The organism is Inquilinus sp. NPDC058860 (assembly GCF_042743185.1).
Taxonomy (GTDB): Bacteria; Pseudomonadota; Alphaproteobacteria; order DSM-16000; family Inquilinaceae; genus Inquilinus.
This window is the reverse complement of sequence record NZ_JBHYMS010000003.1, coordinates 132,790-159,040: the sequence shown is the minus strand read 5'-3', so window position 1 is coordinate 159,040 and position 26,251 is coordinate 132,790. Positions and strand designations below refer to the sequence as shown.

28 protein-coding genes are annotated in these 26,251 nt (G+C 70.9%); 8 read left to right on the top strand and 20 right to left on the bottom strand.

What is annotated here, in order from left to right:
- The first annotated feature begins 62 nt into the window (after positions 1 to 62).
- From nikC to ACFW16_RS03530, 3 genes are read left to right on the top strand one after another with little or no spacing between them, the layout of a single operon-like run.
- A complete protein-coding gene (gene nikC / locus ACFW16_RS03540) occupies positions 63 to 998 on the top strand; it encodes a nickel transporter permease (RefSeq protein ID WP_380301923.1) in 936 nt (311 codons plus the stop codon).
- Positions 995 to 1,834, top strand: coding sequence for an ABC transporter ATP-binding protein (locus tag ACFW16_RS03535; RefSeq protein WP_380301921.1), 840 nt, complete (start codon positions 995 to 997; stop codon positions 1,832 to 1,834). The genes nikC and ACFW16_RS03535 overlap by 4 nt, the downstream gene beginning before the upstream one ends.
- 11 nt (positions 1,835 to 1,845) lie before the next feature.
- Positions 1,846 to 2,613 carry an ABC transporter ATP-binding protein gene (locus tag ACFW16_RS03530; RefSeq protein ID WP_380302029.1) on the top strand — a complete coding sequence of 256 codons (768 nt, stop codon included), beginning with the start codon at positions 1,846 to 1,848 and terminating at the stop codon, positions 2,611 to 2,613.
- Between the two features lie 34 nt (positions 2,614 to 2,647).
- Here ACFW16_RS03530 and ACFW16_RS03525 read toward each other — a convergent pair whose 3' ends face one another.
- The 9 genes from ACFW16_RS03525 to ACFW16_RS03485 all read right to left on the bottom strand — a co-directional run bounded on the left by ACFW16_RS03525 (position 2,648) and on the right by ACFW16_RS03485 (position 9,738).
- Positions 2,648 to 3,787 (bottom strand): branched-chain amino acid ABC transporter substrate-binding protein, encoded by a 1,140-nt coding sequence (locus ACFW16_RS03525; protein ID WP_380301919.1) that lies wholly within the window; start codon positions 3,785 to 3,787, stop codon positions 2,648 to 2,650.
- A 73-nt stretch (positions 3,788 to 3,860) separates the two neighbouring features.
- The gene (locus ACFW16_RS03520; protein WP_380301917.1) at positions 3,861 to 4,298 is read right to left on the bottom strand and encodes a DUF3574 domain-containing protein; all 438 of its coding nucleotides are present in this window, start codon (positions 4,296 to 4,298) and stop codon (positions 3,861 to 3,863) included.
- A gap of 94 nt (positions 4,299 to 4,392) precedes the next feature.
- The gene (locus ACFW16_RS03515) at positions 4,393 to 4,605 is read right to left on the bottom strand and encodes a hypothetical protein (protein ID WP_380301916.1); all 213 of its coding nucleotides are present in this window, start codon (positions 4,603 to 4,605) and stop codon (positions 4,393 to 4,395) included.
- 224 nt (positions 4,606 to 4,829) lie between these two features.
- Positions 4,830 to 5,591, bottom strand: a complete 762-nt coding sequence (locus ACFW16_RS03510) for a LuxR C-terminal-related transcriptional regulator (protein ID WP_380301914.1) — start codon at positions 5,589 to 5,591, stop codon at positions 4,830 to 4,832.
- Positions 5,584 to 6,324 (bottom strand): response regulator transcription factor, encoded by a 741-nt coding sequence (locus tag ACFW16_RS03505; protein ID WP_380301912.1) that lies wholly within the window; start codon positions 6,322 to 6,324, stop codon positions 5,584 to 5,586. The genes ACFW16_RS03510 and ACFW16_RS03505 overlap by 8 nt, the downstream gene beginning before the upstream one ends.
- Before the next feature lie 158 nt (positions 6,325 to 6,482).
- The gene (locus tag ACFW16_RS03500) at positions 6,483 to 6,611 is read right to left on the bottom strand and encodes a hypothetical protein (protein ID WP_380301910.1); all 129 of its coding nucleotides are present in this window, start codon (positions 6,609 to 6,611) and stop codon (positions 6,483 to 6,485) included.
- Between the two features lie 187 nt (positions 6,612 to 6,798).
- On the bottom strand, positions 6,799 to 7,563 hold the full coding sequence (locus ACFW16_RS03495) for a LuxR C-terminal-related transcriptional regulator (RefSeq protein ID WP_380301908.1): 765 nt from the start codon (positions 7,561 to 7,563) through the stop codon (positions 6,799 to 6,801).
- Between the two features lie 95 nt (positions 7,564 to 7,658).
- Positions 7,659 to 8,903, bottom strand: coding sequence for an MFS transporter (locus ACFW16_RS03490; protein ID WP_380301906.1), 1,245 nt, complete (start codon positions 8,901 to 8,903; stop codon positions 7,659 to 7,661).
- A 133-nt stretch (positions 8,904 to 9,036) separates the two neighbouring features.
- Positions 9,037 to 9,738, bottom strand: coding sequence for an orotate phosphoribosyltransferase (locus ACFW16_RS03485; RefSeq protein ID WP_380301904.1), 702 nt, complete (start codon positions 9,736 to 9,738; stop codon positions 9,037 to 9,039).
- Positions 9,739 to 9,852: 114 nt separating this feature from the next.
- Between ACFW16_RS03485 and pyrC the strand changes: the two genes are divergently transcribed.
- A complete protein-coding gene (gene pyrC, locus ACFW16_RS03480) occupies positions 9,853 to 10,896 on the top strand; it encodes a dihydroorotase (protein WP_380301902.1) in 1,044 nt (347 codons plus the stop codon).
- 153 nt (positions 10,897 to 11,049) lie between these two features.
- On the opposite strand, the gene ACFW16_RS03475 is transcribed toward pyrC, so the two are convergent.
- Complete coding sequence (locus ACFW16_RS03475; protein WP_380301900.1) at positions 11,050 to 11,652, bottom strand: DUF938 domain-containing protein; 603 nt, start codon at positions 11,650 to 11,652, stop codon at positions 11,050 to 11,052.
- A 41-nt stretch (positions 11,653 to 11,693) separates the two neighbouring features.
- Entirely contained in the window at positions 11,694 to 12,320 is a 627-nt protein-coding gene (locus tag ACFW16_RS03470; protein WP_380301898.1) for a LysE family translocator, read from the bottom strand.
- A 226-nt stretch (positions 12,321 to 12,546) separates the two neighbouring features.
- Between ACFW16_RS03470 and ACFW16_RS03465 the strand changes: the two genes are divergently transcribed.
- Entirely contained in the window at positions 12,547 to 13,428 is an 882-nt protein-coding gene (locus ACFW16_RS03465) for a hypothetical protein (protein WP_380301896.1), read from the top strand.
- A 95-nt stretch (positions 13,429 to 13,523) separates the two neighbouring features.
- Positions 13,524 to 13,682, top strand: a complete 159-nt coding sequence (locus tag ACFW16_RS03460; RefSeq protein ID WP_380301894.1) for a hypothetical protein — start codon at positions 13,524 to 13,526, stop codon at positions 13,680 to 13,682.
- On the opposite strand, the gene ACFW16_RS03455 is transcribed toward ACFW16_RS03460, so the two are convergent.
- Genes ACFW16_RS03455 through rnd form a run of 3 tightly spaced genes read right to left on the bottom strand, consistent with a single transcriptional unit; the run spans position 13,679 to position 16,450 of the window.
- Positions 13,679 to 14,314 carry a glutathione S-transferase family protein gene (locus ACFW16_RS03455; RefSeq protein WP_380301892.1) on the bottom strand — a complete coding sequence of 212 codons (636 nt, stop codon included), beginning with the start codon at positions 14,312 to 14,314 and terminating at the stop codon, positions 13,679 to 13,681. The two genes, ACFW16_RS03460 and ACFW16_RS03455, sit on opposite strands and share 4 nt — an antisense overlap.
- Entirely contained in the window at positions 14,311 to 15,288 is a 978-nt protein-coding gene (locus tag ACFW16_RS03450; RefSeq protein ID WP_380301890.1) for a M23 family metallopeptidase, read from the bottom strand. The genes ACFW16_RS03455 and ACFW16_RS03450 overlap by 4 nt, the downstream gene beginning before the upstream one ends.
- A gap of 13 nt (positions 15,289 to 15,301) precedes the next feature.
- Positions 15,302 to 16,450, bottom strand: a complete 1,149-nt coding sequence (gene rnd / locus ACFW16_RS03445) for a ribonuclease D (RefSeq protein ID WP_380301888.1) — start codon at positions 16,448 to 16,450, stop codon at positions 15,302 to 15,304.
- 187 nt (positions 16,451 to 16,637) lie between these two features.
- On the opposite strand from rnd, the gene ACFW16_RS03440 reads away from it, so the two are divergent.
- Positions 16,638 to 17,027, top strand: a complete 390-nt coding sequence (locus tag ACFW16_RS03440) for a hypothetical protein (protein ID WP_380301886.1) — start codon at positions 16,638 to 16,640, stop codon at positions 17,025 to 17,027.
- A 15-nt stretch (positions 17,028 to 17,042) separates the two neighbouring features.
- On the opposite strand, the gene nadC is transcribed toward ACFW16_RS03440, so the two are convergent.
- From nadC to nadA, 3 genes are read right to left on the bottom strand one after another with little or no spacing between them, the layout of a single operon-like run.
- Positions 17,043 to 17,894 (bottom strand): carboxylating nicotinate-nucleotide diphosphorylase, encoded by an 852-nt coding sequence (gene nadC / locus ACFW16_RS03435; protein ID WP_380301885.1) that lies wholly within the window; start codon positions 17,892 to 17,894, stop codon positions 17,043 to 17,045.
- A gap of 8 nt (positions 17,895 to 17,902) precedes the next feature.
- Entirely contained in the window at positions 17,903 to 19,444 is a 1,542-nt protein-coding gene (locus ACFW16_RS03430; protein ID WP_380301883.1) for an L-aspartate oxidase, read from the bottom strand.
- Positions 19,444 to 20,442 (bottom strand): quinolinate synthase NadA, encoded by a 999-nt coding sequence (nadA, locus tag ACFW16_RS03425; RefSeq protein WP_380301881.1) that lies wholly within the window; start codon positions 20,440 to 20,442, stop codon positions 19,444 to 19,446. Before nadA ends, ACFW16_RS03430 begins: the two co-directional genes overlap by 1 nt.
- A gap of 238 nt (positions 20,443 to 20,680) precedes the next feature.
- Here nadA and ACFW16_RS03420 point away from each other — a divergent pair, with 238 nt between their 5' ends.
- On the top strand, positions 20,681 to 21,634 hold the full coding sequence (locus ACFW16_RS03420) for an aldo/keto reductase (RefSeq protein WP_380301880.1): 954 nt from the start codon (positions 20,681 to 20,683) through the stop codon (positions 21,632 to 21,634).
- Positions 21,635 to 22,005: 371 nt separating this feature from the next.
- Here ACFW16_RS03420 and ACFW16_RS03415 read toward each other — a convergent pair whose 3' ends face one another.
- From ACFW16_RS03415 to ACFW16_RS03405, 3 genes are all read right to left on the bottom strand, one after another.
- Entirely contained in the window at positions 22,006 to 22,989 is a 984-nt protein-coding gene (locus ACFW16_RS03415; RefSeq protein ID WP_380301878.1) for a hypothetical protein, read from the bottom strand.
- A gap of 77 nt (positions 22,990 to 23,066) precedes the next feature.
- Entirely contained in the window at positions 23,067 to 24,572 is a 1,506-nt protein-coding gene (locus ACFW16_RS03410) for an alpha/beta hydrolase (RefSeq protein WP_380301876.1), read from the bottom strand.
- A 29-nt stretch (positions 24,573 to 24,601) separates the two neighbouring features.
- Positions 24,602 to 26,104: an alpha/beta hydrolase gene (locus tag ACFW16_RS03405; RefSeq protein WP_380301875.1), complete on the bottom strand. Its 1,503-nt coding sequence runs from the start codon at positions 26,102 to 26,104 to the stop codon at positions 24,602 to 24,604.
- Positions 26,105 to 26,251: the final 147 nt, after the last annotated feature.

The following is a 26,251-nucleotide window of genomic DNA, read 5'->3' as shown; positions in this document are numbered from 1 at the left end:
GATGTTGGGTTCGCATTCGCGAACCCAACCTACGGACTCGGGATGCAGGGCAGGGGCGAGCGATGACCCACTCCTCCGAAACCCTGCCGAGGCCCGAAACCTGGCGCGGCTGGCTGCTGTCCGACACGCCGCATTCGCGCGGCCAGGCCCGGCTCGGGCGGCTGTACCTGCTGTGGCTCGGCCTCGCCCGCAATCCGCTGGCGATGGTCGGGCTCGTGATCGTGCTGGCCCTGCTGGTCGCCGCCGCGATCGCGCCGCTGCTGGCCCACCAGTCGCCGATCGAGCAGGACCTCGCCGACCGGCTGCAACCCTTCAGCGCCGCGCACTGGCTCGGCACCGACGAACTCGGCCGGGACATCTGGTCCCGCATCATCTACGGCACCCGACTGACGCTGCTGATCGTCGTGCTGGTGGCGATCACCGCGGCGCCGGTCGGCCTCCTGATCGGCACGGTCTCCGGCTATCTCGGCGGCTGGGTCGATGCGGTGCTGATGCGCATCACCGACATCTTCCTGGCCTTCCCGAAGCTGATCCTGGCTCTGGCCTTCGTCGCCGCGCTCGGCCCCGGCATCGAGAACGCGATCATCGCCATCGCCATCACCTCCTGGCCGCCCTATGCCCGCATCGCCCGGGCCGAGACGCTGACCATCCGCAACGCCGATTTCATCAGCGCGGTGCGGCTGCAGGGCGCTTCCAGCGCCCGCATCGTCGCCCGGCATGTGGTGCCGCTGTGCCTGTCCTCGGTGATCGTCCGGGTCACGCTCGACATGGCCGGCATCATCCTGACCGCGGCGGGCCTCGGCTTCCTCGGCCTCGGCGCCCAGCCGCCGCTGCCGGAATGGGGGGCGATGATCTCCAAGGGCCGCAGCTTCATCCTCGACCAGTGGTGGGTCGCGACCATGCCCGGCATCGCCATCTTCGTGGTCAGCCTGGGCTTCAACCTGCTCGGCGACGGGCTGCGCGACATCCTCGACCCGAAGCAGGGGGGGCAATCTTGAGCCGCCCGCTGCTGGAGGTCGAGAACCTCTCGGTCACCTTCGACACCGCCAAGGGCCCGGTGCGCGCCGTGCGCGGCATGGGCTTCACCCTGGGGCGCGAGAAGCTGGGCATCGTCGGCGAAAGTGGCTCCGGCAAATCGATGACCGGCCGTGCGATCCTGCGGCTGGTCGGCTCGCCCGGCCGGGCCCGGGCCGACCGGCTGGTGTTCGACGGCATCGACCTGCAGCGCCAGAGCGAGCGGCAGATGCGCGCCATCCGCGGCCGCCGCATCTCGATGGTGATGCAGGACCCAAAATTCTCGCTCAACCCCGTGGTCACGGTGGGCGAGCAGGTGGCCGAGGCCTACCGCATCCACAAGCGCGCCTCCGCCCGCGAGGCCAGGCGCCGGGTGCTGGAGATGTTCGAGGCGGTGCGCATCCGCGACCCGGAGCGGGTGTGGGGCCTGTACCCGCACGAGGTCTCGGGCGGCATGGGCCAGCGCATCATGATCGCGATGATGCTGATCCCCGATCCGGACCTGCTGATCGCCGATGAGCCGACCTCGGCGCTCGACGTCACCGTGCAGATGCAGGTGCTGGCGATCATCGACGACCTGGTGACCCAGCGCGGCATGGGGCTGATCTTCATCAGCCACGACCTCAACCTGGTGGCCAGCTTCTGCGACCGCATCCTGATCATGTATGCCGGGCGGGTGGTGGAGAGCTGCAGGGCGGCCGAGCTGCACCAGGCGAAGCATCCCTACACCCGGGGCCTGCTCGAATCGCTGCCGCAGATCGGCGACACCCGGCCATTCCTGCCGGTGCTGCAGCGCGACCCGGCCTGGCTGGAGGCGTGAGCATGGATGCGATGATCGCGATCACCGGGCTGGACGTCATGTTCGACGACATCCATGCGGTGCGCGACGCCTCGCTGACCGTGGCGCGGGGCGAGAGCTTCGGCCTGGTCGGCGAAAGCGGTTCGGGCAAATCGACCATCCTGCGCGCGCTGTCCGGCCTGAACTGGGATTGGACCGGCCGGATCGCGGTCGACGGGCGGGAGCAGGGGCGGCGCCGCGACAAGGGCTTCTTCAAGCTGTGCCAGATGGTGTTCCAGGACCCCTATGGTTCGCTGCATCCGCGCCAGACCGTGGATGCGACGCTGATGGAGCCGTTGGCGATCCACGGCTTCGACAAGCGCGATACACGGGTGGAGCGTGTGCTACAGGAGGTCGGGCTCGGCCCCAGCTTCCGCTTCCGCTATCCGCACCAGCTGTCGGGCGGGCAGCGCCAGCGCGTCGCCATCGCCCGGGCGCTGGTGCTGGAACCGCGGGTGCTGCTGCTGGACGAGCCGACCTCGGCGCTCGACGTCTCGGTGCAGGCGGAGATCCTGAACCTGCTGAAGCGCCTGCGGGCCGAGCGCGGGCTGACCTATCTGCTGGTCACCCACAACCTCGCCGTGGTGTCGGTGATGTGCGACCGGCTGGCGGTGATGAACCGGGGCCGCATCGTCGAGACGCTGACCGCGGCCCAGCTGCATGACGGCACCGTGACCCAGCCCTATACGCGCCAGCTGCTCGAGGCCAGCCGCGGCTATGACCGCGCCGCGGCCGACCGGATCGAGGATTTCGCGGCGTAGGAGCGCCGGAGGCGGGACGCCTCCGGCGCCGGCCTCACTGGCCGAGCTTTGCCACCTGCGCGTCCGTCAGTTGCACCATCTTGCCGTTCTGCCAGACATAGAGGACGTAGTTGCCGCCGGCGGGGTCGCCCTTGGTGTCGAAGGTCAGCGGGCCGATCACCGTGTCGTAGGCGCTGCCGTCATGCAGCGCCACGGCGACCTTGGCGCCGTCGACCGACCCCGCCTTCTGCGCCGCCGCGGCCCAGGCCTGGACGGCGGCGTAGGTGTAGAGGGTGTAGCCCTCCGGCTCGTAACCCTCGGCCCGGAACCGGGCGACCGCGTCCTTGGCCTGCGGCTGGTCGCGCATCTCCGGCCCGAAGGTGACGAGGGCGCCCTGGCCGGCCGGGCCGGTGATGGCCCAGAACTCCTGCGACACGGTGCCGTCGTCGGAGAGGAACTGCGCCTTCAGACCCTGGTCGCGCATCTGGCGCAGGATCAGCCCGGCCTCGTTGTGCAGCCCGCCGAAGAAGACGGCGTCGACATTCGCCGCCTTCAGCTTCGACACCACGGCCGAGAAGTCGCGCTCGCCGACGGTGATGCCTTCGTATAGCACCTCGGTCAGGCCGAGGCCGTTCATCCGCGCCTTGGTCGCATCCGCCAGGCCTTTGCCGTAGGTGGTCTGGTCGTGCAGGACCGCGACCTTGCGGCCCTTGTAGGCGGTGGCCAGGAACCGGCCGGCGACGTCGCCCTGCTGGTCGTCGCGGCCGCAGGTGCGGAACACGGTCTCGACGCCCTGCTCGGTCAGCTGCGGGTTGGTCGAGCCGGGGGTGATCTGCAGCACGCCTTCCTCGGCATAGACGGTCGAGGCCGGGATCGAGACCGAGGAGTTGTAGTGGCCGATCACCGCCGCCACGCCTTCGCCGACCAGCTCGTTCGCGGCCGCGACGCCCTGGCGCGGGTCGGAGGCATCGTCGCCATAGACCAGCGTGATCTGCTCGCCGTCGACGCCGCCGGCGGCGTTCAGGGCCTTGACCGCAGCCTCGGCACCGCGGCGGTACTGCTCGCCCACCGCCGCGTTCGGGCCGGTCAGCGGTCCGGCCACGCCCAGCTTCACCTCGGCCATTGCCGGGGCGTGGGCGGCGAGCGCCGCCAGGGCCACGGTCACCAGCAGAGTGGTCGTGAATCGTGTTTTCAAAGCATCTCTCCTTGAGTCGGTAGAGGGTGGGAAGCCTGTCCGGATCGAGCAGTGCTCGATGTCGTCCCTCCTGTCAGAAGTCGACGCAGGTCTGGGACAGCGTCAGGCCGACCGATTGCTGCTGGAACCGGGCCTTGTAGGCGGTCCGGATCTCGGACAGGCGGGCCAGCGTGTCCGGCGTGTTCGGCGCCAGGATCATCACGATCCAGGACGGCTCGTGCACGATCCGGCCGCTCTCGCCGTCGCGCCATTGGCCGCTGGCCTCGAACACCGTCAGCCCGTCCGGAAAGCGCGGCGTGACCTCGCGGCCCAGGAAATCGGACCATTGCGAGTCGGAGACCGTGCCCTTGTCTTGGATGTTGCGGCCGAACAGCAGCTCGGCCTCCAGGCTGCCGGTGCCGCCGACGGTCCGGCACAGCGCCGGGACGGTCTGCGCGTCGTCCTGCGCCAGGGCCATAGTGCCCGTCAGCAGGGCGGCACAGATCAGCGCGGCACCAAATCGTGTCGCCATGGTGAATCCTTTCTCTCGCGCCTGCCGCGCAGGCAGGCCGTCATCAGGTCGTGGAAGGTCGGATGCGGATCGGGTGGAGAAGCGGCGCCGACCGCTAGTCCGGTATGGTCGGCATCAGCCGGAGATCCGGTGCGGGGCGGCTCTCGATCCGGTCGCACCAGATCTCCCCGATCCAGGCGGCCGTCGCTGCCGCCGGGTGGTCGACGGACCAGGGGTCGGGCACCAGGTTCAGGCGCAGGCAAGGCCGGCCGGCGGCCCGGACCGGCTGGTTGTCGTTGGCGGCATCGCCGCCGGGAAGGACAGGCATCGAGTGCTCCTGACTCGCGGCCGGGCACGGCCGCTCCGCCGGTCGCCGCATGCGGCCGGCGCGTGTCGATGGAAGATCCCCGTTCGGATCCCGGGCCGCGGCGCGGCTCCGGCCGCGCATCGCCGTTGCCGGCCGGCCGCCGGGACAAGGGATCGACTGCGGATATTGTCTCGGGATGGGAAGGTCGTCTCAACCCCCAAGGATTGGGGGATTGCGGGCCGAGGCTATGGATCGAGCAGGCCGCGGCTGAGGGCGTTGGCCACGGCCTCGCTGCGGCTGGACGCCTGCAGCTTGCGCATCGCCGAGGCGACGTATTCGTTGACGGTGTAGACCGACAGGGCCAGGCGCCGGGCCGTCTGCTTGCTGGAGGCGCCGCGGGCGATCCAGGCCAGGCAGTCGCGCTCGCGCGGCGCCAGCAGCGACGGCATGCCGCCGCTGCGGGCGCGGGGCGTGGCGAGCCGGCCCTGGATCTTCAGCGCCCGGCCGATATGGGGTCCGATATGCCGCAGCAGCCGGATCTCCGCCTCGCCCCAGTCGGGGCGGCGCCGCGACCGCCACAGGGACAGGTGGAGTCCGAGGCCGTGCCGGTCGGCATCCGCCCAGTACAGGCCGCTGTGCCGGCCCTGCGGCCGGGCATAGTCGTTGTAGAACTCGGTGCGGATGAAGTCGTCCTGCGGCACCAGCATCCGGTCGACGAAGACCGACCCGGCCGGAAGCCGCGAAAGCATCGGCAGGATCGGCCAGGTCCGGTGATAGTGCGCGTTGTAGAGCGGGACGTAGCCGAGGTCGGACTGGATCCGGACCGCGACATCCGTCGGCATCGGCGTGCCGGTCGGATGCAGGGTCACGGCGGAGTCGGCGCCCAGCAGCCGGGCCAGGTGCCCCAGCACCGCTTCCCAGCCATCCTCCCCCAGCGCGGCGTCATAGGACTGGCCGATCAGGCCGGTCAGCTCGCGCCCGTCGATCGCGGCACCAGACTCAGGCATCGAGCAGCCCGAGGCTGACGGCCATGGCGACCGCTTCGCTGCGGCTGGCCGCCTGCAGCTTGCGCATCGCCGAGGCGACGTATTCGTTGACGGTGTAGACCGACAGCGCCAGGCGCTGGGCGGCCTGCTTGCTGGAGGCGCCGCGGGCGACCCAGGCCAGGCAGTCCCGTTCGCGCGGCGCCAGCAGCGACGCCGCGTCGCCGTTGCGCGTGCCGGCGGCGCCGAGCCGTCCCTGGATCTTCAGCGCCCGGCCGATATGCGGCCCGATGTGCTGCAGCAGCCGAACCTCTTCGTCGCTCCAGTCGGGCCGCCGCCGCGACCGCCAGAGCGACAGATGCGCCCCCAGGCCGTGCCGGCCGAAATCGGTCCAGTACAGGCCGCTGTGGCCGCCCTGCGGCCGGGCATAGTCATTGTAGAATTCGGTGCGGATGAAGTCGTCCTGCGGCACCAGCATGCGGTCGACGAAGACCGGCTGGGCCTGCAGCCGCCGCATCATCGGCAGGATCGGCCAGGTTCCATGGTAGTGGGCGTTGTAGAGCGGAATATAGGCGGGGTCGCAGCCGACGCGGACGGCAACGTCGGTCGGCATCGGGCTGCCGGTCGGGTGCAGCGCCGCGGCCTCGCCGCCGAGCAACGCCAAGGCGCGGCGCAGCACGACCGCCCAGTCCTCGTCGCCGAGGGCGGCGTCGTAGGTCTGGCCGACCAGCTCGGCGATGGCGCGGTCATCCGGCATGGCGAAGCAGGGCAGGGACGCAGCAAACCGCCGGCACGACGCCGGCGGTTGATCGGGACTATAGCAGGTTTGTGATCCTTTGACGGCTCTCGCCGAAGCGGCATGCCTCGCGGCGTGCCGGTCGATGCCGTCCGGCACGCCGCCGCCCGACAGCGCGGTCAGTGCAGGGTCAGGAGCAGCGCCGCCGCCGACAGGGCCGCGCCGCCGGTGACCGCGGCGAAGCCCGGCCCGGCGCGCCACAGCAGCACCGCGATCAGCCCGAAGGCCGTCATCAGAACCGGATTCATCTGCACCTCCCCCCAAAAGCGATCCCGCATCGCGCCCGGCGACCGCTCCACAATCAAAACAGAATTTGCGTCGAATTGTTTCCGTCTCGGCGCAAAAAAGCCGGAATCGCGGCGGGCGCACCGCGTGACACTCCACGGCAAGAGTCCCGGATCGGGCGGTCCGCCTCAATCCCCGAGGATTAGGGGATCATTCGTCGAGCAGGTCGAGGACCAGCGCCTTGGCCACGGCCTGGGTGCGGCTGGTCGCTTCCAGCTTCCGCATCGCGGATTCGACATACTCGTTGACCGTGTGGAGCGACAGCTCGAGCTGGCGCGCGATCTCCTTGCTGGAGGCACCGCGGGCGATCCGGGCCAGGCAGTCGCGCTCGCGCCAGGTCAGCTCGGCGGCGCTGCGGACCAGGTCGGCCGCCACCCGTTGGACCGCGCTGGCGCCGAGGCGGCGTTCGATCTCCAGCGCCTGTTCGAGATGCGGGCCGAGGCGATGGAGGAGGCGGAGCTGCCCCGGCCCCCACTCCGGCTGCCGCCGCGAGCGCCAGACCGAGACCAGGGCCGGCGTGGCCCCGGCGCCCTGCCGGTCGCGGGCCAGCCAGGTCAGGCTGGCGTGCTGGTCCTGCGGCGTCAGGAAGTCGGTGTAGAACTCGGTCCGGACATAGTCCCGGTCCGCCACCAGCATGCGGTCGGCGAAGACCGATCCGCCGGGCATCCGCGGCAGCCAGGACCGGATCGGCAGGACGGTGTGATAATGGGCGCCGTACAGCCCGACATAAGCGAGGTCGATGCCGCTGACCAGCGTCTGCACCGCCTGTCCGGGGGCATGGGGCCGCTGCAGCACGGCCGCATGGCCGCCCAGCATCCGCGACAGGCCGTCCAGGATCCGGGTCCAGTCCTCGTCGCCGGTCGCGGCGTCGTAGATCTGGCCGATCAGGTCCAGGAACTGCTGCTCGTCCGGCATGGCGGGCATCGCGATGGGCGGGCTTCGGCCAGAAGGCCGGGCGGCTTATATAGCACAGCCGCCGGCCCCCGGCCCCTGCCGTCCCGGCGCGGCCGCTATTCCCCGGCGGCGGAGGTGGAGGCGAGCTCCGACCGCAGCCGCGCCGCGCCGAAGGCGACGCCGCGCTTCTCGGGGCCGAAGGCGATCAGCAGCGCGATCGCCACCGCCACCACCCCTGTCACCCAGGCCATGGCCAGGGCGTAGTCGTTGCCGTTGGTGACGGCGATATGGGTCTGCAGGGTCAGGTTGATCGCGGCCAGCAGGTTTCCGGTCTGATAGACGAAGCCGGGGAAGGTGCCGCGCGCCTCCTCCGGCGACAGCTCGTTCAGATGGGCCGGGACCACGCCCCAGGCACCCTGCACCGCGACCTGCATCAGGAACGCGCCGGCCGCCAGCAGCACCGGGCCGGAGGAGAAGGCCCAGAGCGGCAGCGCCGGCAGGGCCAGCAGCGCCGCGACCACGATCACCCGGCGCCGGCCGAAGCGCTCCGACAGCACACCGCAGGCCAGGCCGCCGAGGATGGCGCCGATGTTGTAGACGATCGCGATCAGGCTGACCTCGTGCGGGCCCATGCCGTGCTGGACCTTGAGAAAGGTCGGATAGATGTCCTGGGTGCCGTGGCTGAAGAAGTTGAAGGCGGTCATCAGGAGGATGGCATAGAGGCCGAGCCGCCAGTGCCGCCGTATCGTGTCGCCGAGCGAGATCCGGTCGCGCTCGACCCGCGTCTCCGCCCAGGCCGGGGATTCCGGCACGCTGCGGCGGATGTACAGCACCAGCAGGGCGGGCACGACGCCGATCATGAACATGCCGCGCCAGCCGATCGAATCGTAGAGCAGGCCGTACACGATCGAGGCCAGCAGGTAGCCGGTCGGATAGCCCGCCTGCAGCAGGCCGGAGACGAAGCCGCGCGAGCGGACTGGCACGGTCTCCATGGTCAGCGACGCGCCGACGCCCCATTCGCCGCCCATGGCGATGCCGTACAGCATGCGCAGGATCAGGAGCACGGTGAAGGTCGGCGCGAAGCCCGAGGCGAATTCCAGCAGCGAATAGGCCAGCACGTCGACCATCAGCGTCGGCCGGCGGCCGAAGCGGTCGGCGGCGCGGCCGAACAGGAAGGCACCGACGGGCCGCATCGCCAGGGTCAGCGTCACCAGCCAGGAGGTGGTCTCGGCCCCGGTGCCGAACTCCCGGGCGATGTCGGTCAGGATGAAGACGAGAAGGAAGAAGTCGAAGGCGTCGAGGGTCCAGCCGAGGAAACTGGCAACAACGACGCTCCGCTGCTGGGGAGTCCATCCCTGCATGTCGGGCCTCTGAGCCGTGGCTGCGGCGGGCAGCGCCCCTTCCCTTCGCCCCGTCGCCCGGCGTCAGCTTCCTCCCGCCTCGGCGCCCGCGTCTCGCGCCGATCGGGCATGGCTCATGTGTTGGAACAGCCCCTCAGTCGGTCGGCATCTTGTCGATGCCGCCATGCGCGGCGGACCAGGAGACCGGGTCGTGCAGGAACGCTTCCACCTCGGCCAGCGTCTTCGGGTCGAAATGATTGCCGGCCTTGCAGACCTCGAGCACGTCCCACCAGGTGGCCAGCCCGTGCAGCTCGACCCCGATCGATTCGAAGAACTTCGGCGTGTCCTTGAAGATGCCGTAGTTGAAGACGACGAAGACGTGCTCCACCACCGCGCCGGCGTCGCGCAGCGCTTGGCAGAACTTGGCCTTGCTGCGGCCGTCGGTGTTCAGGTCCTCGACCAGCAGCACCCGCTGGCCCTCGGTCAGCACGCCTTCGATCTGGGCGTTGCGGCCGAAGCCCTTCGGCTTCTTGCGGACATACTGCATCGGCAGGGCGAGGCGGTCGGCGATCCAGGCGGCGTAGGAGATGCCGGCGGTCTCGCCGCCCGCCACCGCGTCGATCTTCTCGAAGCCGATCTCGCTCAGGATCACCGAGGTGGCGAAGTCCATCAGCACGCCGCGGATGCGGGGGAAGGAGATCAGCCGCCGCGTGTCGGTGTAGACCGGGCTGGCCCAGCCCGAGGTGAACTTGTAGGGCGTCTCGGCGTTGAAGCTGACCGCGCCGGCCTCGAGATAGGCCTGGGCGGTCAGGCGGGCGATGGTCTTGCGGTCGGGAAAGCTGGTCGAGAGGATCATGGCGGGCTCCGGCGGATTTGGGCTGTCTTAGGACCGGGGCTGTCATCCGGCAAGCGCGCTTGCGTCCCAGAGGACGCATGGCCATGATCCGGCCGCTGCTGCAGGACACTCGCCATGACTGATCGCCTCATCCTCCGCCGCCCCGACGACTGGCACCTGCATCTGCGCGACGGCGCCATGCTGCGCGCGGTGCTGCCGCACACCACGGCGCATTTCGCCCGCGCCATCATCATGCCGAACCTGACGCCGCCGGTGGTGACCACCGCCGACGCCCGGGCCTATCGCGACCGCATCCTGGCGGCGTTGCCGGAGGGGACGCGCTTCACCCCGCTGATGACCGCCTATCTGACCGAGGGCACCGACCCCGACGACCTCGCCCGCGGCCAGGCGGAGGGCGTGCTGACGGCGGTCAAGCTGTACCCGGCCGGGGCCACGACCAACTCGCATGGCGGGGTGCGCGACCTGGCCAAGGTCCGCCCCGTGCTGGAGCGGATGCAGGCGATCGGCCTGCCGCTCCTGGTGCATGGCGAGGTGGTGGATCCGGAGATCGACATCTTCGACCGCGAGGCGGTGTTCATCGAGCGCCACCTGCAGCCGATCCGCGCCGATTTCCCGGAGCTGCGGATCGTCATGGAGCACGTCACCACCCAGGACGGGGTCGATTTCGTGCTGGCGCAGGATGACGGCCGGGTCGGCGCCACGATCACGCCGCAGCATCTGGTGCTGAACCGCAACGACCTGCTCGTCGGCGGGGTGCGGCCGCACTATTACTGCCTGCCGGTGGTGAAGCGCGAGCGGCACCGCCTGGCGCTGCGCCGCGCGGCGACCTCGGGCGATCCGCGCTTCTTCCTCGGCACCGATTCCGCGCCGCATCCGGTGCATGCCAAGGAGACGGCCTGCGGCTGCGCCGGCGTGTTCAACGCCCGGGTTGCGGTCGCCTGCTATGCCCAGGTGTTCGAGGAGGAGGGGGCGCTGGACCGGTTCGAGGCCTTCGCCTCGCTGAACGGGCCGGCCTTCTACGGCCTGCCGGTGAACGAGGAGAGCGTCACCCTGGTCCGCGGCGCCGAGGATCTGCCGGAGCGGCTGGTGGTGCCGGGCGGCGACGACGTCCATGTGTTCCGCGGCAAGACCGTGCCGGGCTGGCGGGTCGAGGCCTGAGACCGCTTGTAAACGCTACTGGCGCGGCCGTCTGACGGCGGTTTCTGCGCTTCCGGTGCTCACGGACTCAAACGTCCGCTGCGCGCCGGGTCTCGAAACCACCGCCAGCCGACTCACGCCAGCGCGTTTCCAAACGGTCTCTGAGGCCGGCGGTCAGCGCCGGCGGAACACGACGCTCAGGTTGTTGGCCGGCATCTCGGTGACGGCAGGGCCCGAGAAGCCTGCTGCAACGGCGAGGGCGGCGACGGCCTCCAGCTCCCGCAGGCCCCAGGCCGGGTTGCGCCCGCGCAGGTCGCGGTCGAAGGCCTCGTTGCTCGGCGCCGTCGCAAAGCCCGCGCGCCGGTAGGGGCCGTAGAGGTACAGAGGCGCACCCGGCGGCAGGATCGCCGCGGCGCCGCGCATCAGCCCTTCGGTTGAGGCCCAGGGCGAGATGTGGATCATGTTGATGCACAGCGCCGCGTCCGCCGCCGTCACCTCCCAGATGGATGAAGCCGCGTCGAGCGCCAGGGGCGGGCGCAGATTGCTCAGGCCGCTGTCCGCCGCCCAGGCCGCGATGCTCCGCCGCGCCTCCGGATCCGCGTCGGACGGCTGAAACACCAGGCCGGGCATCGCTGCGGCGAAATGCATGATGTGCTCGCCCGTGCCGCTGGCGATCTCCAGCACCGTGCCGGTCCGGGGCAGCACGCCGCGCAGCACGGCGAGGATCGGATCCCGGTTGCGCGCCGCGGCGGGGGCATGTTGGCGGTGGTCGGTCATCGTCCTTCCCGTGCTCGCCTCCTTAACCCGTGCTCGTCGCCCTAACCCGCCGGCCGGCGGGCGGTGGCGAGCAGCAGGCCGAAGCCGATCATCAGGCCGCCGGAGATCCGGTTGAGCCAGCGGAACGGCCGGGCGCTGCGGACATACCGGCCGAGGCGGGCGCCGATCAGGGCGTAGATCGTGATCGCCACCCCCTCCAGCACCAGGAAGCTGGCGCCGAGCAGGGTGAAGCTGGCGGCGTAGTCCTGCGGCACCACGAATTGCGGGAAGAAGGCGGTGAAGATCAGGATCGCCTTCGGATTGCCGGCCGCGACCCAGAATTCCTGCCGGATCAGGGTGCCGAGCGGCTGGGACCGTCCGGCCGCTTCCCGATCCGGGGCCAGGGCGTCGGCGCGCAGCAGCTTGATGCCGAGCCAGATCAGATAGGCGGCACCCAGCCACTTCACCACCGCGAAGGCGAGCTCCGAGGCGGTGAGCAGGGTGCCGAGGCCGAGCCCGGCGATGGCGATCATGATGGCGAAAGCGGCCAGCCGGCCGGAGGCGGCGGCCACGGCGCGCAGCGTGCCGTCGCGGGCGCCGTTCGACAGCGACAGCAGGTTGTTCGGCCCGAACGCCATGTTCAGCGCGAAGCAGGCGGGCAGGAAGAGAAGATAGTCGTCGAGCGTCATGTCCAGGTCTCCGCCGGCGGTGCCGGCCATGGGCAGGGTGCCAGAGATCGGACGGCCGGGAAACCGCCGAGCAGGACGGTGCGCGGCGGTAGGATCGTGTTCCCGAGCATTGGATTTTCGTAAAAATGCACTCGATGATTCTGGGGTTTGGATCCGAATTCATTGATCGAAGACAGAGATTGTCCCCATACTCGTGCCGAGTACGAAGGATTCGATGAGAGGTTTCGTGGCGATCTCTGTTTCCGGTATCGCGATGCGGGCCTATCTCGGCGGGGTCGAGCCGGTGCTGTTCCGGCTGCGCAAGGAGCAGCGCCTGCGGATCTGGGGGCTGCGCACCGCCGATCTGCCGGAGGCGGCGCTGCGGCTGCAGACCGAGGACTGCACCGGCGGCCATCTCTGCCACCACATGGTGGCGGCGCATCGCGACTATCTGGCGAAGTACACGCGGCGCGGGCCGGACGGCATCGCCCGGCTGTGGCGAGGCACGCCCTGCCTCCTCGACCTGGCCCCCTTCGCCGATGCCGGGGCCTACGAGAAGGAGATCCGGAAGCACTCCTTCGGCTACATCCTGCGCGAGACGCGCAAGGCCGCGAAGGCCGGCTATCACTGCCGGATCTTCGACCGTTTCGCCCAGGGCGACGACATGCGCGACATCGAGGCGTCGAAGCTGTTCCGCTCCGGCGGGCCGGTGCCGCAGGCCTTCGCCCAGCGCTTCGGCCGCGGCAGCGCCGTGAAGGGCGACCCCTGGCTCGACGCCGAATGCCCGGAGCATTGGGCGGTCGACTGGGGCGTGTTCATCGACGACGGCGGGCGCGACCGGCTGGTCGGCACCATCGTGCTGCGCCGGATCGGCAACATCATCCGCATCGTCAGCTTCCTCGGCCATGCCGGCCACCTGTCCTCCGGCGCGATGAAGCTGCTGTTCGTCGAGATCGTGCGCTGGCTGCTGTGCCGCGAGGACCCGCGGGTGCGGGGCGTGCGCTTCGTCCTCTACGGCGCGCTGGAGCAGGGCGGGCTCGGCCTGCTGCACTGGAAGCGCCGGCTGCTGGTCCGGCCCTTCGTCTTCGCCGACCCGGCACCGGTTGGCGCCGGGGTCATCCGCGCCTGACGCCGCGATTGTGGCAGGCCGCGACTCCGGATCGGCCCGATGCCGCCATCTTCCAGGGTTGTACTGATGGTGATCGACATCACCGGGGGACGACCATGGATCACGACGGCTCGACCGCACTGCGGCAGGACACGGACGACGACACCTCACGCAGGCCGATGCGGGCCGGCCGCTCGGCCGAGAACGAGGCGCGGATCGTCGCCCATCTCCGATCGGTCCTGCTGAGCTGCGGCCGCTCGCCGGTCTGGGGCTAACTCCGCCCCAGCACTTCGGCGGACGGCCGGGCGGCGATGCGGTCCCACCAGGCGGCCAGCCGCTCGTGCCGCGCCAGCAGGTCGCGCCCTTCCGGCGCCATCCGGAAATAGTCGAGGACCGGCGCCGCGTGCAGGTCGGCGAGGCTGAGCCCGTCGCCCAGCAGCCAGGGGCCGCCGCCGAGGAAGCCGTCGAGCACATCGAGGCACAGCCCGGCCCGCGGCAGGGCCGCGGCGATCAGGGCCTCGTCGCTCGGCCGGCCCGCACGCGGCTTCGACACCCGCTCGACATAGATGTCCCAGACCAGCGGGCGGTAGGCGTAGCTGTCCAGCACGCCGATGATCTGGGTCGTCCGGGCCCGGCCGCGGGCGTCGGCGGGCTGCAGCGCCGGCCCGGGAAAGGCCTCGTCGACATAGCGGGTGATCGCCGCGGTCTCGTAGAGCGTGAAGCCGTCATGCTCGAAGGCGGGGATGCGGCCGAAGGGGTGGCGCTCGAGATGGCCCGGCGGCGGCCCCTCCGGCGCGAAGATGTCGACCTCGACCAGGTCGAAGTCCACGCCCTTCTCCTGCAGCGCCAGCAGCGCGGTGCGGACATAGACGCTGTAGCGGGCGCCGTAGAGGACCGGCCTGGTCACGGGATCTCCACCTTCCGTTCGGCGTCGATCAGCACGGCGTCGGAGCGCTGCAGCCGATAGCGTCCGATGTAGGTGCCGGGCTTCCAGCCGTCGGGCGGCGCGCGGCGGCCGCTGAAGGCCGACCAGAGGTTCTTCGATTCCGCCAGCACGGTCTGGTCCCGATGCACCGGCTTGCCGTCGGGGCCGATGATGGTGATGGTCTGGGTGTCGCCGCCCCGCACGCCGAAGCTCTCCGCCCACAGCACCAGCGGGGCGTTCCGGCCGCCCTTGATGTCGGCATAGTCGCCGCGCCGGGCTGCCTCCCAGTCCGCCGGGCCGGCGGCAAAGCCGGCGATCAGCAGGCCGGTCGGGATATAGGGTACGTCCGTGGCCCACAGCGGATGGCCGGCCTGCTGGCAGCCCGAGCCGATCGGCAGGGCGGTGAAGGGGTCGATGAAGGTCTCCCCCTTGAACACGCTGAACTCGACATGCGGGAACACGGTGTTGCCGGACAGGCCGACCTGGCCCAGCGGCTGCCCCGCCTTGACCGTGTCCCCCGGCCGCACCCGGACGCTGCCCTGCTTCATATGGGCGTAGCGGGTGTGCCAGCCGCCGCCATGGTCGATGGTGACGCCGTTGCCGGCCTCCTTGCCCTTGACCGCGTCGGCGCCGCGCTGATCGACCGACATGTCCGGCTCGCCGTCGCGGACGCCGACCACCGTACCGTCGGCCGCCGCCAGGATGTCGACGCCCTTGCGCATGGCGGCGAGGTCGGGCAGGCGGATGTCGGTGCCGTTGTCGCCGTTGTAGCCCAGGCGGTCGCAGCGGAAATTGGCGAAGCGCGGCCCGGGGGCCGCGTCGACATAGTTCTGGATGAAGCAGTCCTGGCCCAGGGTGCAGGCGACCGGCCAGGCGAAGCGCGGCTCGGTCTCCTGCGCCGACGCGGCGGCGGGCGCGACGAGAAGGACGAGTCCGATCAGGGCGCTCCGCATCATCCGCCTTCTCCGTCTACAGCGTCACCACCCGGATCCGCCGGCCCTGCACGGCAAGCGCGATGCCGCCGCGCTTCAGCGCCAGCGCATCCTCGCCGAACATCTCGCGGCGCCAGCCGTGCAGCGCCGGCACCTGGGCGTCGTCGTCCATGGCGATGGCCTCCAGGTCGTCGCTGCCGGCGACCAGCTTCTGGGCCACGCCCTCATCCTCGCATTTCATCTTCAGCAGCACGCGCATCAGCTCGACCAGCGGCGCGATGCCGGGCGGGGTCGGCGGGCGCTGCGCCAGCTTCGGCGCCTGGTCGGGCGGGGTCGACAGGCCGCGCTCCACTGCCGCGATCAGCCCCTGGCCCTGCCAGCCCTCGGCCATGTTGCGGCTCATGCCGCGGATCCGGGCCATGGCATCGATGTCGCGCGGGGTGTGGGCCGCGATCTCCAGCAGCGCCTCGTCCTTCATGATGCGGCCGCGCGGGATGTCGCGCTTCTGCGCCTCGCGCTCGCGCCAGGCCGCCACCTCGCGCAGGATCGACAGGAACTTGGCCGAGGCGTTGCGCGGCTTCAGCCGCAGCCAGGCCTGGTCGGGCTCGGTGCGGTAGGTGGCCGGGTCGCACAGGATCGCCATCTCCTCGGCCAGCCAGGATTCGCGGCCGGACCTGGTCAGCTGCTGGCGCAGCGCCTCATAGGCCGGGCGCAGATGGATGACGTCGGCCAGGGCATAGTCGATCTGGCGCTCGGTCAGCGGCCGGTGCGACCAGTCGGTGAAGCGCGAGGACTTGTCGATCCGGGCGTTGGCCAGCTTGCCGACCAGGTTCTCGTAGCTGACCGATTCGCCGAAGCCGCAGACCATGGCCGCGACCTGGGTATCGAACAGCGGCGTCGGCACCCGCCCGGTCAGATGGTCGAAGATCTCCACATCCTGGCGGGCGGAGTGGAAGACCTTCAGCACCTTCGGGTCGTGGACCAGCGCGAACAGCGGCGCCAGGTCGATGCCGGGCGCCAGCGGGTCGATCGCCGCGGCCTCGTCCAGCCCGGCGATCTGCACCAGGCACAGCTTCGGCCAGAAGGTGTGCTCGCGCATGAACTCGGTGTCGATGGCGATGTAGTCGGCCGCTGCCATGCGGTCGCAGAAGGCGGCGAGCTCGGCGGTGGAGGTGATCAGAGTCATCCCCAGCGTTGTAGCGGATGGAACCCCCAATTGCCGAGAGCTTTACGCCGATCCGCCGAACGGAATGCCGACGGCGGCGAATCCGGCTAGTCTCGACCGCGAACCGGGGTGGGGCCGGAGCGGGAACGAGGCCATGCTTTCGCCATGGCGTTCCGGGAGCGTGGCAGGCGACGGCAAGGAGGGCCGCATGAGACGATCCCTGGCATCCACGGCGGTCGCCGTGATCCTGGCGGCGACGGCGCCCTTCGCCGGAGCGGCCGCGCAGGCAACGCCGCCCGGCCTGTTCCGGGTCGGCGACACCGGCGTGCGCTGCCTGAAGCAGCCCTGCCCCTGGCGCGGCGTGGTGCCGGTCGACGACGAGAGCGTCGCGGCCGGAACGGTCCCGCCGGCCTATGCCGGCGACGCGCCGCCGGCGATCGCAGCCCAGCCGGAGCTGCTGGACCAGGCCCGCAACGAGATCTGGCGCGCCTGGGCCGCTGGCGGCTGCCTGCTGGTCCACGGCCGCTTCGAACGCCGCGGCGCCGCGGCGGTGCCGGTGCTGGCGGTCGACCGGATCATCGGGCCGTGCAGCCGCTGACGGCCGGATCCGCCGTCACCCCTCCCAATCCAGGCCGAGGTCGAGGATCGGCGCCGAATGGGTGATCCAGCCGGTGGAGATCAGGTCGACGCCCGACGCGGCGATCGCCGGCACCGTCTCCGCCGTCACCCGGCCGGAGGCCTCGGTGACCGCCCGGCCGTCGACCCGGCGCACCGCCTCGCGCAGCTGGTCCTGCGTCATGTTGTCCAGCAGCACGGCGTCGATGCCTTCTGCCAGGGCCTCGTCGAGCTGGTGGAGCGTGTCGACCTCGACCTCGATCCTGACCAGATGCCCGACCGCGGCGCGGGCTCGGGCGATCGCCGGCCGCACCCCGCCGGCCACGGCGATGTGGTTGTCCTTGATCAGCACCGCGTCGTCGAGGCCGAAACGGTGGTTGACGCCGCCGCCGGCGCGGACCGCGTGCTTCTCCAGCGCCCGCAGCCCCGGCGTGGTCTTGCGGGTGCAGGCGATGCGCGCCTTGTGCGGCCGGGCGGCCGCGACCAGCGATGCCGTGGCGGTGGCGACGCCGGACAGGCGGCACAGCAGGTTCAGCGCCACCCGCTCCGCCGCCAGGATCGGCCGGGCCGGGCCGTCGATCCGGATCACCGCATCGCCCGGTTCCACCCGGCTGCCGTCCGGGCGCAGCACGGTGACGGCGATGGCGGGGTCGAGCAGGCGGAAGGCCACGGCGGCGGCGTCGGTGCCGGCCACGGTGCCGGGCTGGCGCGCAGTGATGGCGCCGCGCATCCGGGCTTCGGCCGGGATCACCGCGGCGCTGGTGATGTCGCCGGCGCGGCCGAGATCCTCGGCCAGGGCGGCGCGGACGATCGGCTCGACCAGCAGGGCGGGGAGGGAGGGGAGATCCATGATCGGCCTCACAGGCGGGCGGTGCCGGTGCGGGGCGCATCGCCCTCCAGCACATCGGCGAGGGTGAGGAAGGAGGGGGCGGAGGCCGGGTCGGCCTCGGGCCGGTCGCTGCGGCATTGGGCGCCGCGGCTCTCGCGCCGGCGCAAGGCGGCAGTGGCGATCAGCAGCCCGGCGAGGGCGCGGTCGGACAAGGCCGAGGGGGCGGCATCGGCCAGCGGACGCAGCGCCGTGATCGCGGCCATCAGCCCGGCGCCGTCGCGGACCACGCCGACATGGCGCTCCATCAGCCCGCGCAGTGTGGCGACGATGCCGGCGTCGGGGGCGGGGCGGCGGGCGGCGCCGAGCGGCAGCGGGCGCAGTGGCGGCCGGGCCTCGCCGCCGCGGATGTCCTCGGCGATCCAGCCGGCAAAGGCCAGGGCCTCGAGCAGCGAGTTGCTGGCCAGCCGGTTGGCGCCGTGCAGGCCGGTCGCCGCCACCTCGCCCGCGGCCCACAGCCCGGGCACGGAGCTGCGGCCGCGGGCGTCCACCGCCACGCCGCCCATGTGGTAATGCGCCGCCGGGCGGACCGGAATCGGCTGCCGGGCCGGGTCCAGCCCGGCCTCGCGGCACAGCGCGGTGACCCTGGCGAAGCGGTCCAGCCTGCCGCCCAGCGGGCGCGCGTCGAGGAACACCGGCTCGCCGGCCATGACCTTGCGGAAGACGGCGCGGGCGATGACGTCGCGCGGAGCCAGGTCGCCCTGCGGATGTTCCGCCATCACCCGCTCGCCCGCCGCCGTGACCAGTGCCGCGCCTTCGCCGCGCAGCGCCTCGGTGGCCAGCGGCATCGGGTCCCGGCCGACGGCCATGGCGGTCGGGTGGAACTGCACGAACTCCAGGTCGCGCAGCACCGCCCCGGCCCGCGCCGCCAGGGCCAGGCCGGTGCCGGCCGCGCCGAGCGGATTGGTGGTGTGGGCATAGAGGCCGCCGACGCCGCCGGTCGCCAGCACCACGGCCCGGGCCGGGATCGCGACCGGGGCGCCGTCCTCCCGGGCCAGCACGCCGCAGATGCCGGCTTCGTCGCGCAGCAGGGCGGTGGCGCGGGCGTGGCGGATGGTGATGCGCGGATCGGACTCGGCGGCCCGAGCCAGCGTCCGCAGCACCGCGGCGCCGGTGCCGTCGCCGCCGGCATGGACGATGCGGCGGCGGCCATGCGCGGCCTCCAGGCCCAGGGCGAAGCCGTCGGCCTCCGAGCGATCGAAGGGCGCGCCGAGCTCGGCCAGCCAGACGATGCAGCCGGGCGCCGCCTCGGTGACGCGCCGGGCGACCTCCGGGTCGCCGAGGCCGGCCGCGGCCGCCAGCGTATCGGCGGCGTGCAGGGCGGGATCGTCGTCGGGGCCGAGCGCGGCGGCGATGCCGCCCTGGGCCCAGCCGGTGGCGGCCTCGGTTCCGACCGGCGCGGCGGACAGCAGCAGGACGGGCAGCGGTGCCAGCCGCAGCGCGGTGGCCAGGCCGGCGATGCCGGCGCCGATCACCACGACCCGGTCCTGAGGGCGGGGGGAGATCGCGTCCATCACCGGACCTCCAGCATGCGTTCGACCGCGGTGCGGGCGCGGCCGGCGACGGCGGGATCCAGCTCCACCGCCTCGGTCATCGTCTCCAGCGCGCGCCGGATCTTGGGCAGGGTGATCCGCTTCATGTGCGGGCACAGGTTGCAGGGCCGGATGAAGTCGATCTCCGGGAACCGCACGGCGACGTTGTCGCTCATCGAGCATTCGGTCACCAGCACCACCCGGCCGGGCCGCTGCTGCGCCACATAGTCGCTCATCGCCGCGGTCGAGCCGGCGAAGTCGGCCTCGGCCACCACCTCCGGCGGGCATTCCGGATGGGTCAGCACGACCACGCCGGGATGGGCCTCGCGCAGCTGTCGGATATCGCCCGGGCCGAAGCGCTCATGCACCTCGCAGGCGCCCTGCCAGGCGATGATCTCGACCCTGGTCTCGGCCGCGACATTGGCCGCCAGGTAGCCGTCCGGGATGAAGATGACGCGCGGCACGCCCAGGCTCTCCACCACGCGCACGGCGTTGCCGGAGGTGCAGCAGATGTCGCTTTCCGCCTTCACCGCGGCCGAGGTGTTGACATAGGTCACGACCGGCACCCCCGGATAGCGGCGGCGCAGCAGGCGCACATCCTCCGGCGTGATCGATTCGGCCAGCGAGCAGCCGGCCGCGGCATCGGGGATCAGCACGGTCTTGGCCGGGTTCAGCAGCTTCGCCGTCTCGGCCATGAAATGCACGCCGCACAGCACGATCACCGAAGCCTCGACCCGCGCGGCCTCGCGCGCCAGGGCCAGGCTGTCGCCGGTGATGTCGGCGATGCCGTGGAAGATCTCCGGCGTCTGGTAGTTGTGCGCCAGGATCACCGCGTCGCGCTCCCGCTTCAGCCGCAGGATGGCGTCGATGTCGGGGGCGAAGCCGGGCCAGTCGAAGGCCGGGATGACGCAGGACAGGCGGCCGTACAGCGGCGCCATGCGCGCGGCCACGGCAGGGGTGTACTCGGCATGGGCTGACATCGGGTTCTGCTCACTTCGAGAATTACGAGGACAGGGGCGGCCCGAATCGGTGTCGCTTCAGTTACTCTAATTCTCAGAATAAGAAAATCAAGTCGCTTGCCTCGACGCTGTTGGCAGGGCGGTCCTCGCGCCTACATTGGGACGGGGGCGAGGGGCGCCGCGGCACGCCGGACAATGGCCGCAGATGTCGGGCCGGGCCGCGGGCGCCCGGCCGGATCCGATCGAAGGAGAGATCATCGTGGAACTGCGCAATCTCGGCCGGTCCGGCATCCGGGTCGGGCCGCTGGCCCTCGGCGGCAACGTCTTCGGCTGGACCGCGGACGAATCCGCCTCCTTCCGGGTGCTCGACGCCTTCGTCGATGCCGGGCTGAACCTGATCGACACCGCCGACTGCTATTCCTCCTGGGCGCCAGGCAACCAGGGCGGCGAGTCGGAGACCATCATCGGCAAATGGCTGAAGCGCGGCGGCAAGCGCGACCGGGTGGTGGTCGCCACCAAGGTCGGCTGGGAGATGCCGGGCCGGCCGCAGCGCAAGGACCTGTCGGCGGCCTGGATCCGCGAGGAGGTCGAGAACTCGCTGCGCCGGCTGCAGGTCGACGCCATCGACCTGTACCAGTCGCATCACGACGACCTGGAGACGCCGCAGGAGGAGACGCTGGCGGCGCATGCCGAGCTGATCCGCGCCGGCAAGGTGCGAGCGATCGGCGCCTCGAACTTTTCCGCCGAGCGGTTGGCCTCCGCCCTGAAGCTCAGCGCCGAGAAGGGCCTGCCGCGCTACGAGACGATGCAGCCGCATTTCAACCTCTATGAGAGGTCGCATTACGAGGGGCCGCTGGAGGATCTGTGCCGGCGCGAGGGCATCGGCGTGATCACCTATTTCTCGCTCGCCAGCGGCTTCCTGACCGGCAAGTACCGCAGCGAGGCCGACCTGTCGAAGAGCGCCCGCGGCGGCGGCATGAAGGACCGGCTGAACCCGCGCGGCCTGCGCATCCTCGATGCGCTCGACCGGGTGGCCGAGGCGCATGGGGTCCGTCCGGCCACGGTGGCGCTGGCCTGGCTGATCGCCCGCCCCGGCATCACCGCCCCGATCGCCAGCGCCACCAGCCCGGAGCAGCTGGAGGACCAGATCGCGGCCACCCGGCTGATCCTGGCGGCGGACGAGATCCGGCTCCTGGACGAGGCGGGGCGGTAGGCCGTCCGATCAGTGTAGGTTGGGTTCGCGGCAAGCGAACCCAACATCGCGCAACCTGAACGGGTGTTGGGTTCGCTGGCGCGAACCCAACCTACGGACTCTCCCCCTCCCGCGAGGGGAGGGGGACTCAAAAGAGGCGATGTGTGAATGCCGTAGCCCTTGCGGGAGGGGGCAGGGGTTGGCGTCCGGGACTGACATGCGCCTGATCCGCTTGGTGCGCAGGTCGGACTGGACCAGCTCGCGCCGCGAGTCCAGCGCCCACCGCGTCCGATGCATGTCGGGGTCGGTCGGCGCGATTTTCATGGAACATACCATGAACAAGAATTGCCGATAATGCTACTGCGATCGTGTTCCGGACTGCCCCGCGCCGGTCACGGCCGGCGCGACAGGGGCAGCCTGACCCCCGGCTCGGGCTGCTCCTGCAGCACCTCGCGGCGGAAGCGGACCAGCCGGGCCGGGCGGCCGCCGGTGCCGCCGGCGACCTCGCCGGTCTCCTCCACCAACCCTTGGCTGTCGACCAGGCGGCGAAAGTTCGGGGCGTGCAGGCGCAAGCCCGCCAGCGCCTCGACCGTGCGCTGCAGCTGCGACAGGGTGAAGGTCGGCGGCATCAGCTCGAACACCACCGGCCGGTACTTGATCTTGCCGCGCAGCCGGCCGATCGCGGTGGCCAGGATGCGGCGGTGGTCGGCCGCCATCGGCGCGCCCTCGGCCAGGGCCGGGCAGGCGGGACGAGTGCCGTCCTGATGCGCCTCGGCGGCCAGCCCGGCCTCGTACATCAGCTCGTAGCGCTCCAGCACCCGCTCCTCGCCCCAGGGCAGGCCGCCGAGGCCGAAGGCGAGGCGCAGCCGGGCCTCGCGCCGCCGCCGCTCCGGCTCGGCCGATGCCGCCTCGACCCAGCCGGCCAGCGCCGGCTCGATTCGGTCCAAGAGCTCCGGCCGGCCGCCGCGGCGGTCCTCCCAGGGGAAGTGGCGGTACCAGTCGCTCCATGAGGAGTCGCCGGCCGGCGCCGCCTCGCGCAGCAGCGCCAGATAGCCGACCGACAGCACCCGGCCCGGCCCGGCCAGGTGCCGGTCGCGGTCGCCGAAGGTGTAGAGCTGCTCGACATAACCGAGCGGCTGCCCGGTCTGGGCCTCGACCCAGGCGCGCAGCCCTAGCTCCAGCGTGCGGTGCTGCGGCTCCAGCGGGCCGGCGGGCAGGGCGTCGACCTCGTCCGGCCCGCGCAGCGCCAGCACCCGCGGCGTCTCCCCGGCCACCGCCACGACCACGGCCGACAGGTCGACCGTCACCCGGTCCAGGGCGGCCCGGTTCTGGGGTGAATTCGGCGACCTTTGCGCCTTGGCCGTCACGCCGGCCATTGTGGATCCGAAGTCTCGACTCGCATGCCGCCAGGATAGCATGGGCAGGCGTCGGCTCGATGACGCGTCGCGGAGGGTTAACCAGGAGGGAGCGGTTCGAACACCGGCGGCTCCAGGCGAGCGAAGCAGCCGTGGTCCGGCCGACGGGACGGGTCATCGAGAAACCGGCCGGCAATCCACTGAGCGCAGGGCTGGCCGCGATCGAGGACGCCATGCCCCTGGCCTGGGAAGACGAAGCTGTAGCCATGGGCCAGCCGCCTGACCGCCGCCTCGGCCCAGGACGGCGGGGTGCGCGGATCGAAGACCCCCGAGATCAGCAGCGCCGGAATGTCGCTGGCCACCGGCGCGGCATCGGCTGCAGGGCTTCGAGGGACCGGCCAAGCCGTACAGTATCCATCGGCGGCCGGATCCCAGACCAGATCGCCGAAGCGGAGATCGGCAGACCTGGCCTTGGCCACCCAATCGACGTCGGCAGGAAGGGTGTCGGCACAGGCAACCGAGGCATAGGCCGCCTGATCGTAGCGGTCTTCGTTGCGGACGAAGTCGGTGACCTCGATCAGCTTGCCGTCGACGATCTGACGGGTCTCCCCGGCCTCCAACTCCGCGATCAGCCTCGGCAGGGACAGCGCCTTGTCGCCGGATTGGAGCATCTGATCGGCCATGTCCAGCAACATCCAGCCGTCGATCCGGGCCGTCGCATCGCCGAAGATCGTGACGGTCAAAGGTTGGGTATCGAGCCGCTCGGCGAGCGACAGGAAACGCTGTTCGAGGTCGGGATAGTCCGCGTTGCAGATGGTGTCGGTTCGACACGCCTCCATCAGGGCATCGAAGGCCTCGCCGGTGTTCCTGGCATAGTCGTAGAAATTCGCGTCCGGGGGCCACACGCCCTCGAGGATGGCCGCGCGGATGCCCTGCGGATGATCGCGCATCACGGTCAGCGCGACGCGCGATCCGAACGAAACGCCCCATAGATCCCAGGCGGCATAGCCAAATGCCTTGCGGAGATCAGCAACATCCGCCGCGATGTCCTTCGTCGTGATCCGGCCGGGATCGTATCCGGCCTGCCGGAAACGGGACCAGCAGGTCTCGGCTCTCTCCCGAAAAGAAGCTCGCCACCTCTCTTCGGACCGCGAGGTATGGTCCAGGATTTCCAGCATCAGGAACTGGTTCAGCCGTCCGCAGGATGTCGGCAGAATCTGAGACGCGCCGACTCCGCGCTGGTCGAACAGCACGAGGCGACGGTTACCAGGCCAGTCCTGCTCTTTGACCGCGCGCGCCCAGCTCGCGAGCCCTTCCGCATCCAGGCCGGTCCACAATCCCGGACCGCCGTTGATGTACAGCACCGGGTCCGGCCGCAGCTCGCGGTCGGTCCGCCACAGCGTCACCACCCGCAGGCGGATGCGCGGGCCGTCCGGCCTGGCACGATCTTCCAGAACCGTGACGGTGCCGCATTCGGCGGCGATCCCCTCCGGGAGAACGGTCCCGGCGGGGCAATCATCCGGGGTGAGGTAGGGCGGCTGCGGCTCCTCCCCGGCGGCGACACCGGCGGCGAGGGAGAGCAGGAGGACGAGGATCCAGCGCATGCGTCAGGGACCTGGAACGAGGCGGGTTGTCATGGCGGGGGCGGCGCGAAGATCAGCTGCGGGACTTTGGCCAGGCAGCTGTCATCGGGCCGCTGCGACGGGTCGTCGAGGAACCCGCCGGCGATCCGGCTGGCGCAGGATTCGCCATAGTACAGCACCCCATGACCATGGGCGGGAAAGACATAGCTGTAGCTGTTGGCGAGCCGCTTCGCCGCGGCCCCGGCCCAGGATGGCGGGGTCTGGGGGTCGAACGCTCCCGAGATCAGCAGCGCCGGAATGTCGCTGGTCACCGGCGCGGCGTCGCTCGCCGGGCTGCGCGGCACCGGCCAGATCGGGCAATCCCCGTCGGTCGTCGCGTCCTGCATCTGTGGCGCGAAGCGAGGGTCGCGGGCGCGGGCCTTCTCGAGCCAGCCAGGATCGGACGGCACCAGATCGGCACAGGAGATCGAAGCATAGACGGACTGCTCGACGACGGTGCCCATCGTCTCGTAGCGCTGCATCTCCTGCCGTTTCCCCGCCGTGATCACGCGGGTCTGTTTCGATTCCAGCTCGTCGACGAGAAACGGCACGAACATGGCATCGGCGGGAGATCGCAGCATCTGGATCGTGAAGTCGCGAAACATCCAGCCGTCGATCCGGGCTTCCGAACCAGCGGAGACGGGAACGATCAGCGGTTCCGCGTCGAGCCGTTCGGCCAGGGCCAGAAAACGCCGCTCGAGATCGGGATAGTTTTCATTGCAGGCGGTGCTGGCCCGGCAGGCCCGGACCAGGGCGTCGAAGGCCTCTCCGTTCTTTGCGGCATCGTCGTAGACATTCGTTTCGGGCGGCACGACGCCCTCGAGAATGACGGAGCGCACGCCCTGCGGATGGTCGCGCATGACGATCATCGCGATCCGGGATCCGTAGGACATTCCCCACAGGTTCCATGTGGCGTGACCGAGCGCCCGGCGCAGATCCGAGACGTCGGCGGCGCTGGCGGCCGTGGTGATCAGGCCGGGGTCGTGCCCGGCCCGCCGGAACTTCGCCCAGCAATTCTTCGCGCCTTTCCTGACAGCCGCCTCCCAGATCTCCTGCAGAGGCTGCGTGTGGTCCAGGATCCTCTGCCGCGTATATTGATCGAGGGCTCCGCAGCCGGTCGGCAGCAACCTCGATTCCCCCACCCCTCTCTGATCGAACACCACCAGGCGTCGTGCTCCGAGCCAGTCCGAGATGCGGACTGCGTTTGCCCAGTTCGACAGCCCCGCGGCGTCGAGCCCTGCCGGGCCTCCCGGCCCGCCCTGGATGAACAGCAGCGGATCCGGGCGCAGCTCGCGGTCGGTTCGCCACAGCGTCGCCACCCGCAGCAGGATGCGCGGGCCGTTCGGCCGGCTGCGGTCCTCCCGCACCGAGACCGCTCCGCATTCGGCGGCGATCCCCGCCGGCAGGACCATGCCCGAGGGACAGTCGTCGGGGATGAAGACGGGAGGTTTCGGATCTTCCGCGAGGGCGGTGCCCGCGGCGAGAAAAAGGATGAGAGCGAAAATCCAGCGCATGCTATCGGGGCCTGAAACGAGGCGGAGCGGCAGCCATTCTGCCGGAGACAGGGCAGGGGCGTCGAGCCGCGGCTTGACAGGCCGGCGCGCGCAGTGTCACTGACCGGCGTTTCACGCCCGCGTTTTCCACGCCAAGGTCCGAGAGCG

What these genes read in the sequence shown, in the direction of transcription:
- ACFW16_RS03485 (WP_380301904.1), bottom strand. Translation starts at nt 9,738, where the DNA reads ATGATCCTCTCGACCAGCTTTCCCGACCGCAAGACCATCGCCCGCCTG.
- ACFW16_RS03440 (WP_380301886.1), top strand. Translation starts at nt 16,638, where the DNA reads ATGAGACGATCCCTGGCATCCACGGCGGTCGCCGTGATCCTGGCGGCG.
- ACFW16_RS03505 (WP_380301912.1), bottom strand. Translation starts at nt 6,324, where the DNA reads ATGCCGGATGACCGCGCCATCGCCGAGCTGGTCGGCCAGACCTACGAC.
- pyrC (WP_380301902.1), top strand. Translation starts at nt 9,853, where the DNA reads ATGACTGATCGCCTCATCCTCCGCCGCCCCGACGACTGGCACCTGCAT.
- ACFW16_RS03430 (WP_380301883.1), bottom strand. Translation starts at nt 19,444, where the DNA reads ATGGACGCGATCTCCCCCCGCCCTCAGGACCGGGTCGTGGTGATCGGC.
- nadA (WP_380301881.1), bottom strand. Translation starts at nt 20,442, where the DNA reads ATGTCAGCCCATGCCGAGTACACCCCTGCCGTGGCCGCGCGCATGGCG.
- ACFW16_RS03450 (WP_380301890.1), bottom strand. Translation starts at nt 15,288, where the DNA reads ATGATGCGGAGCGCCCTGATCGGACTCGTCCTTCTCGTCGCGCCCGCC.
- ACFW16_RS03470 (WP_380301898.1), bottom strand. Translation starts at nt 12,320, where the DNA reads ATGACGCTCGACGACTATCTTCTCTTCCTGCCCGCCTGCTTCGCGCTG.
- ACFW16_RS03405 (WP_380301875.1), bottom strand. Translation starts at nt 26,104, where the DNA reads ATGCGCTGGATTTTCGCTCTCATCCTTTTTCTCGCCGCGGGCACCGCC.
- nadC (WP_380301885.1), bottom strand. Translation starts at nt 17,894, where the DNA reads ATGGATCTCCCCTCCCTCCCCGCCCTGCTGGTCGAGCCGATCGTCCGC.
- ACFW16_RS03515 (WP_380301916.1), bottom strand. Translation starts at nt 4,605, where the DNA reads ATGCCTGTCCTTCCCGGCGGCGATGCCGCCAACGACAACCAGCCGGTC.
- ACFW16_RS03530 (WP_380302029.1), top strand. Translation starts at nt 1,846, where the DNA reads ATGATCGCGATCACCGGGCTGGACGTCATGTTCGACGACATCCATGCG.
- ACFW16_RS03415 (WP_380301878.1), bottom strand. Translation starts at nt 22,989, where the DNA reads ATGGCCGGCGTGACGGCCAAGGCGCAAAGGTCGCCGAATTCACCCCAG.
- ACFW16_RS03490 (WP_380301906.1), bottom strand. Translation starts at nt 8,903, where the DNA reads ATGCAGGGATGGACTCCCCAGCAGCGGAGCGTCGTTGTTGCCAGTTTC.
- ACFW16_RS03495 (WP_380301908.1), bottom strand. Translation starts at nt 7,563, where the DNA reads ATGCCGGACGAGCAGCAGTTCCTGGACCTGATCGGCCAGATCTACGAC.
- ACFW16_RS03460 (WP_380301894.1), top strand. Translation starts at nt 13,524, where the DNA reads ATGGATCACGACGGCTCGACCGCACTGCGGCAGGACACGGACGACGAC.
- ACFW16_RS03475 (WP_380301900.1), bottom strand. Translation starts at nt 11,652, where the DNA reads ATGACCGACCACCGCCAACATGCCCCCGCCGCGGCGCGCAACCGGGAT.
- ACFW16_RS03510 (WP_380301914.1), bottom strand. Translation starts at nt 5,591, where the DNA reads ATGCCTGAGTCTGGTGCCGCGATCGACGGGCGCGAGCTGACCGGCCTG.
- ACFW16_RS03500 (WP_380301910.1), bottom strand. Translation starts at nt 6,611, where the DNA reads ATGAATCCGGTTCTGATGACGGCCTTCGGGCTGATCGCGGTGCTGCTG.
- nikC (WP_380301923.1), top strand. Translation starts at nt 63, where the DNA reads ATGACCCACTCCTCCGAAACCCTGCCGAGGCCCGAAACCTGGCGCGGC.
- rnd (WP_380301888.1), bottom strand. Translation starts at nt 16,450, where the DNA reads ATGACTCTGATCACCTCCACCGCCGAGCTCGCCGCCTTCTGCGACCGC.
- ACFW16_RS03410 (WP_380301876.1), bottom strand. Translation starts at nt 24,572, where the DNA reads ATGCGCTGGATCCTCGTCCTCCTGCTCTCCCTCGCCGCCGGTGTCGCC.
- ACFW16_RS03520 (WP_380301917.1), bottom strand. Translation starts at nt 4,298, where the DNA reads ATGGCGACACGATTTGGTGCCGCGCTGATCTGTGCCGCCCTGCTGACG.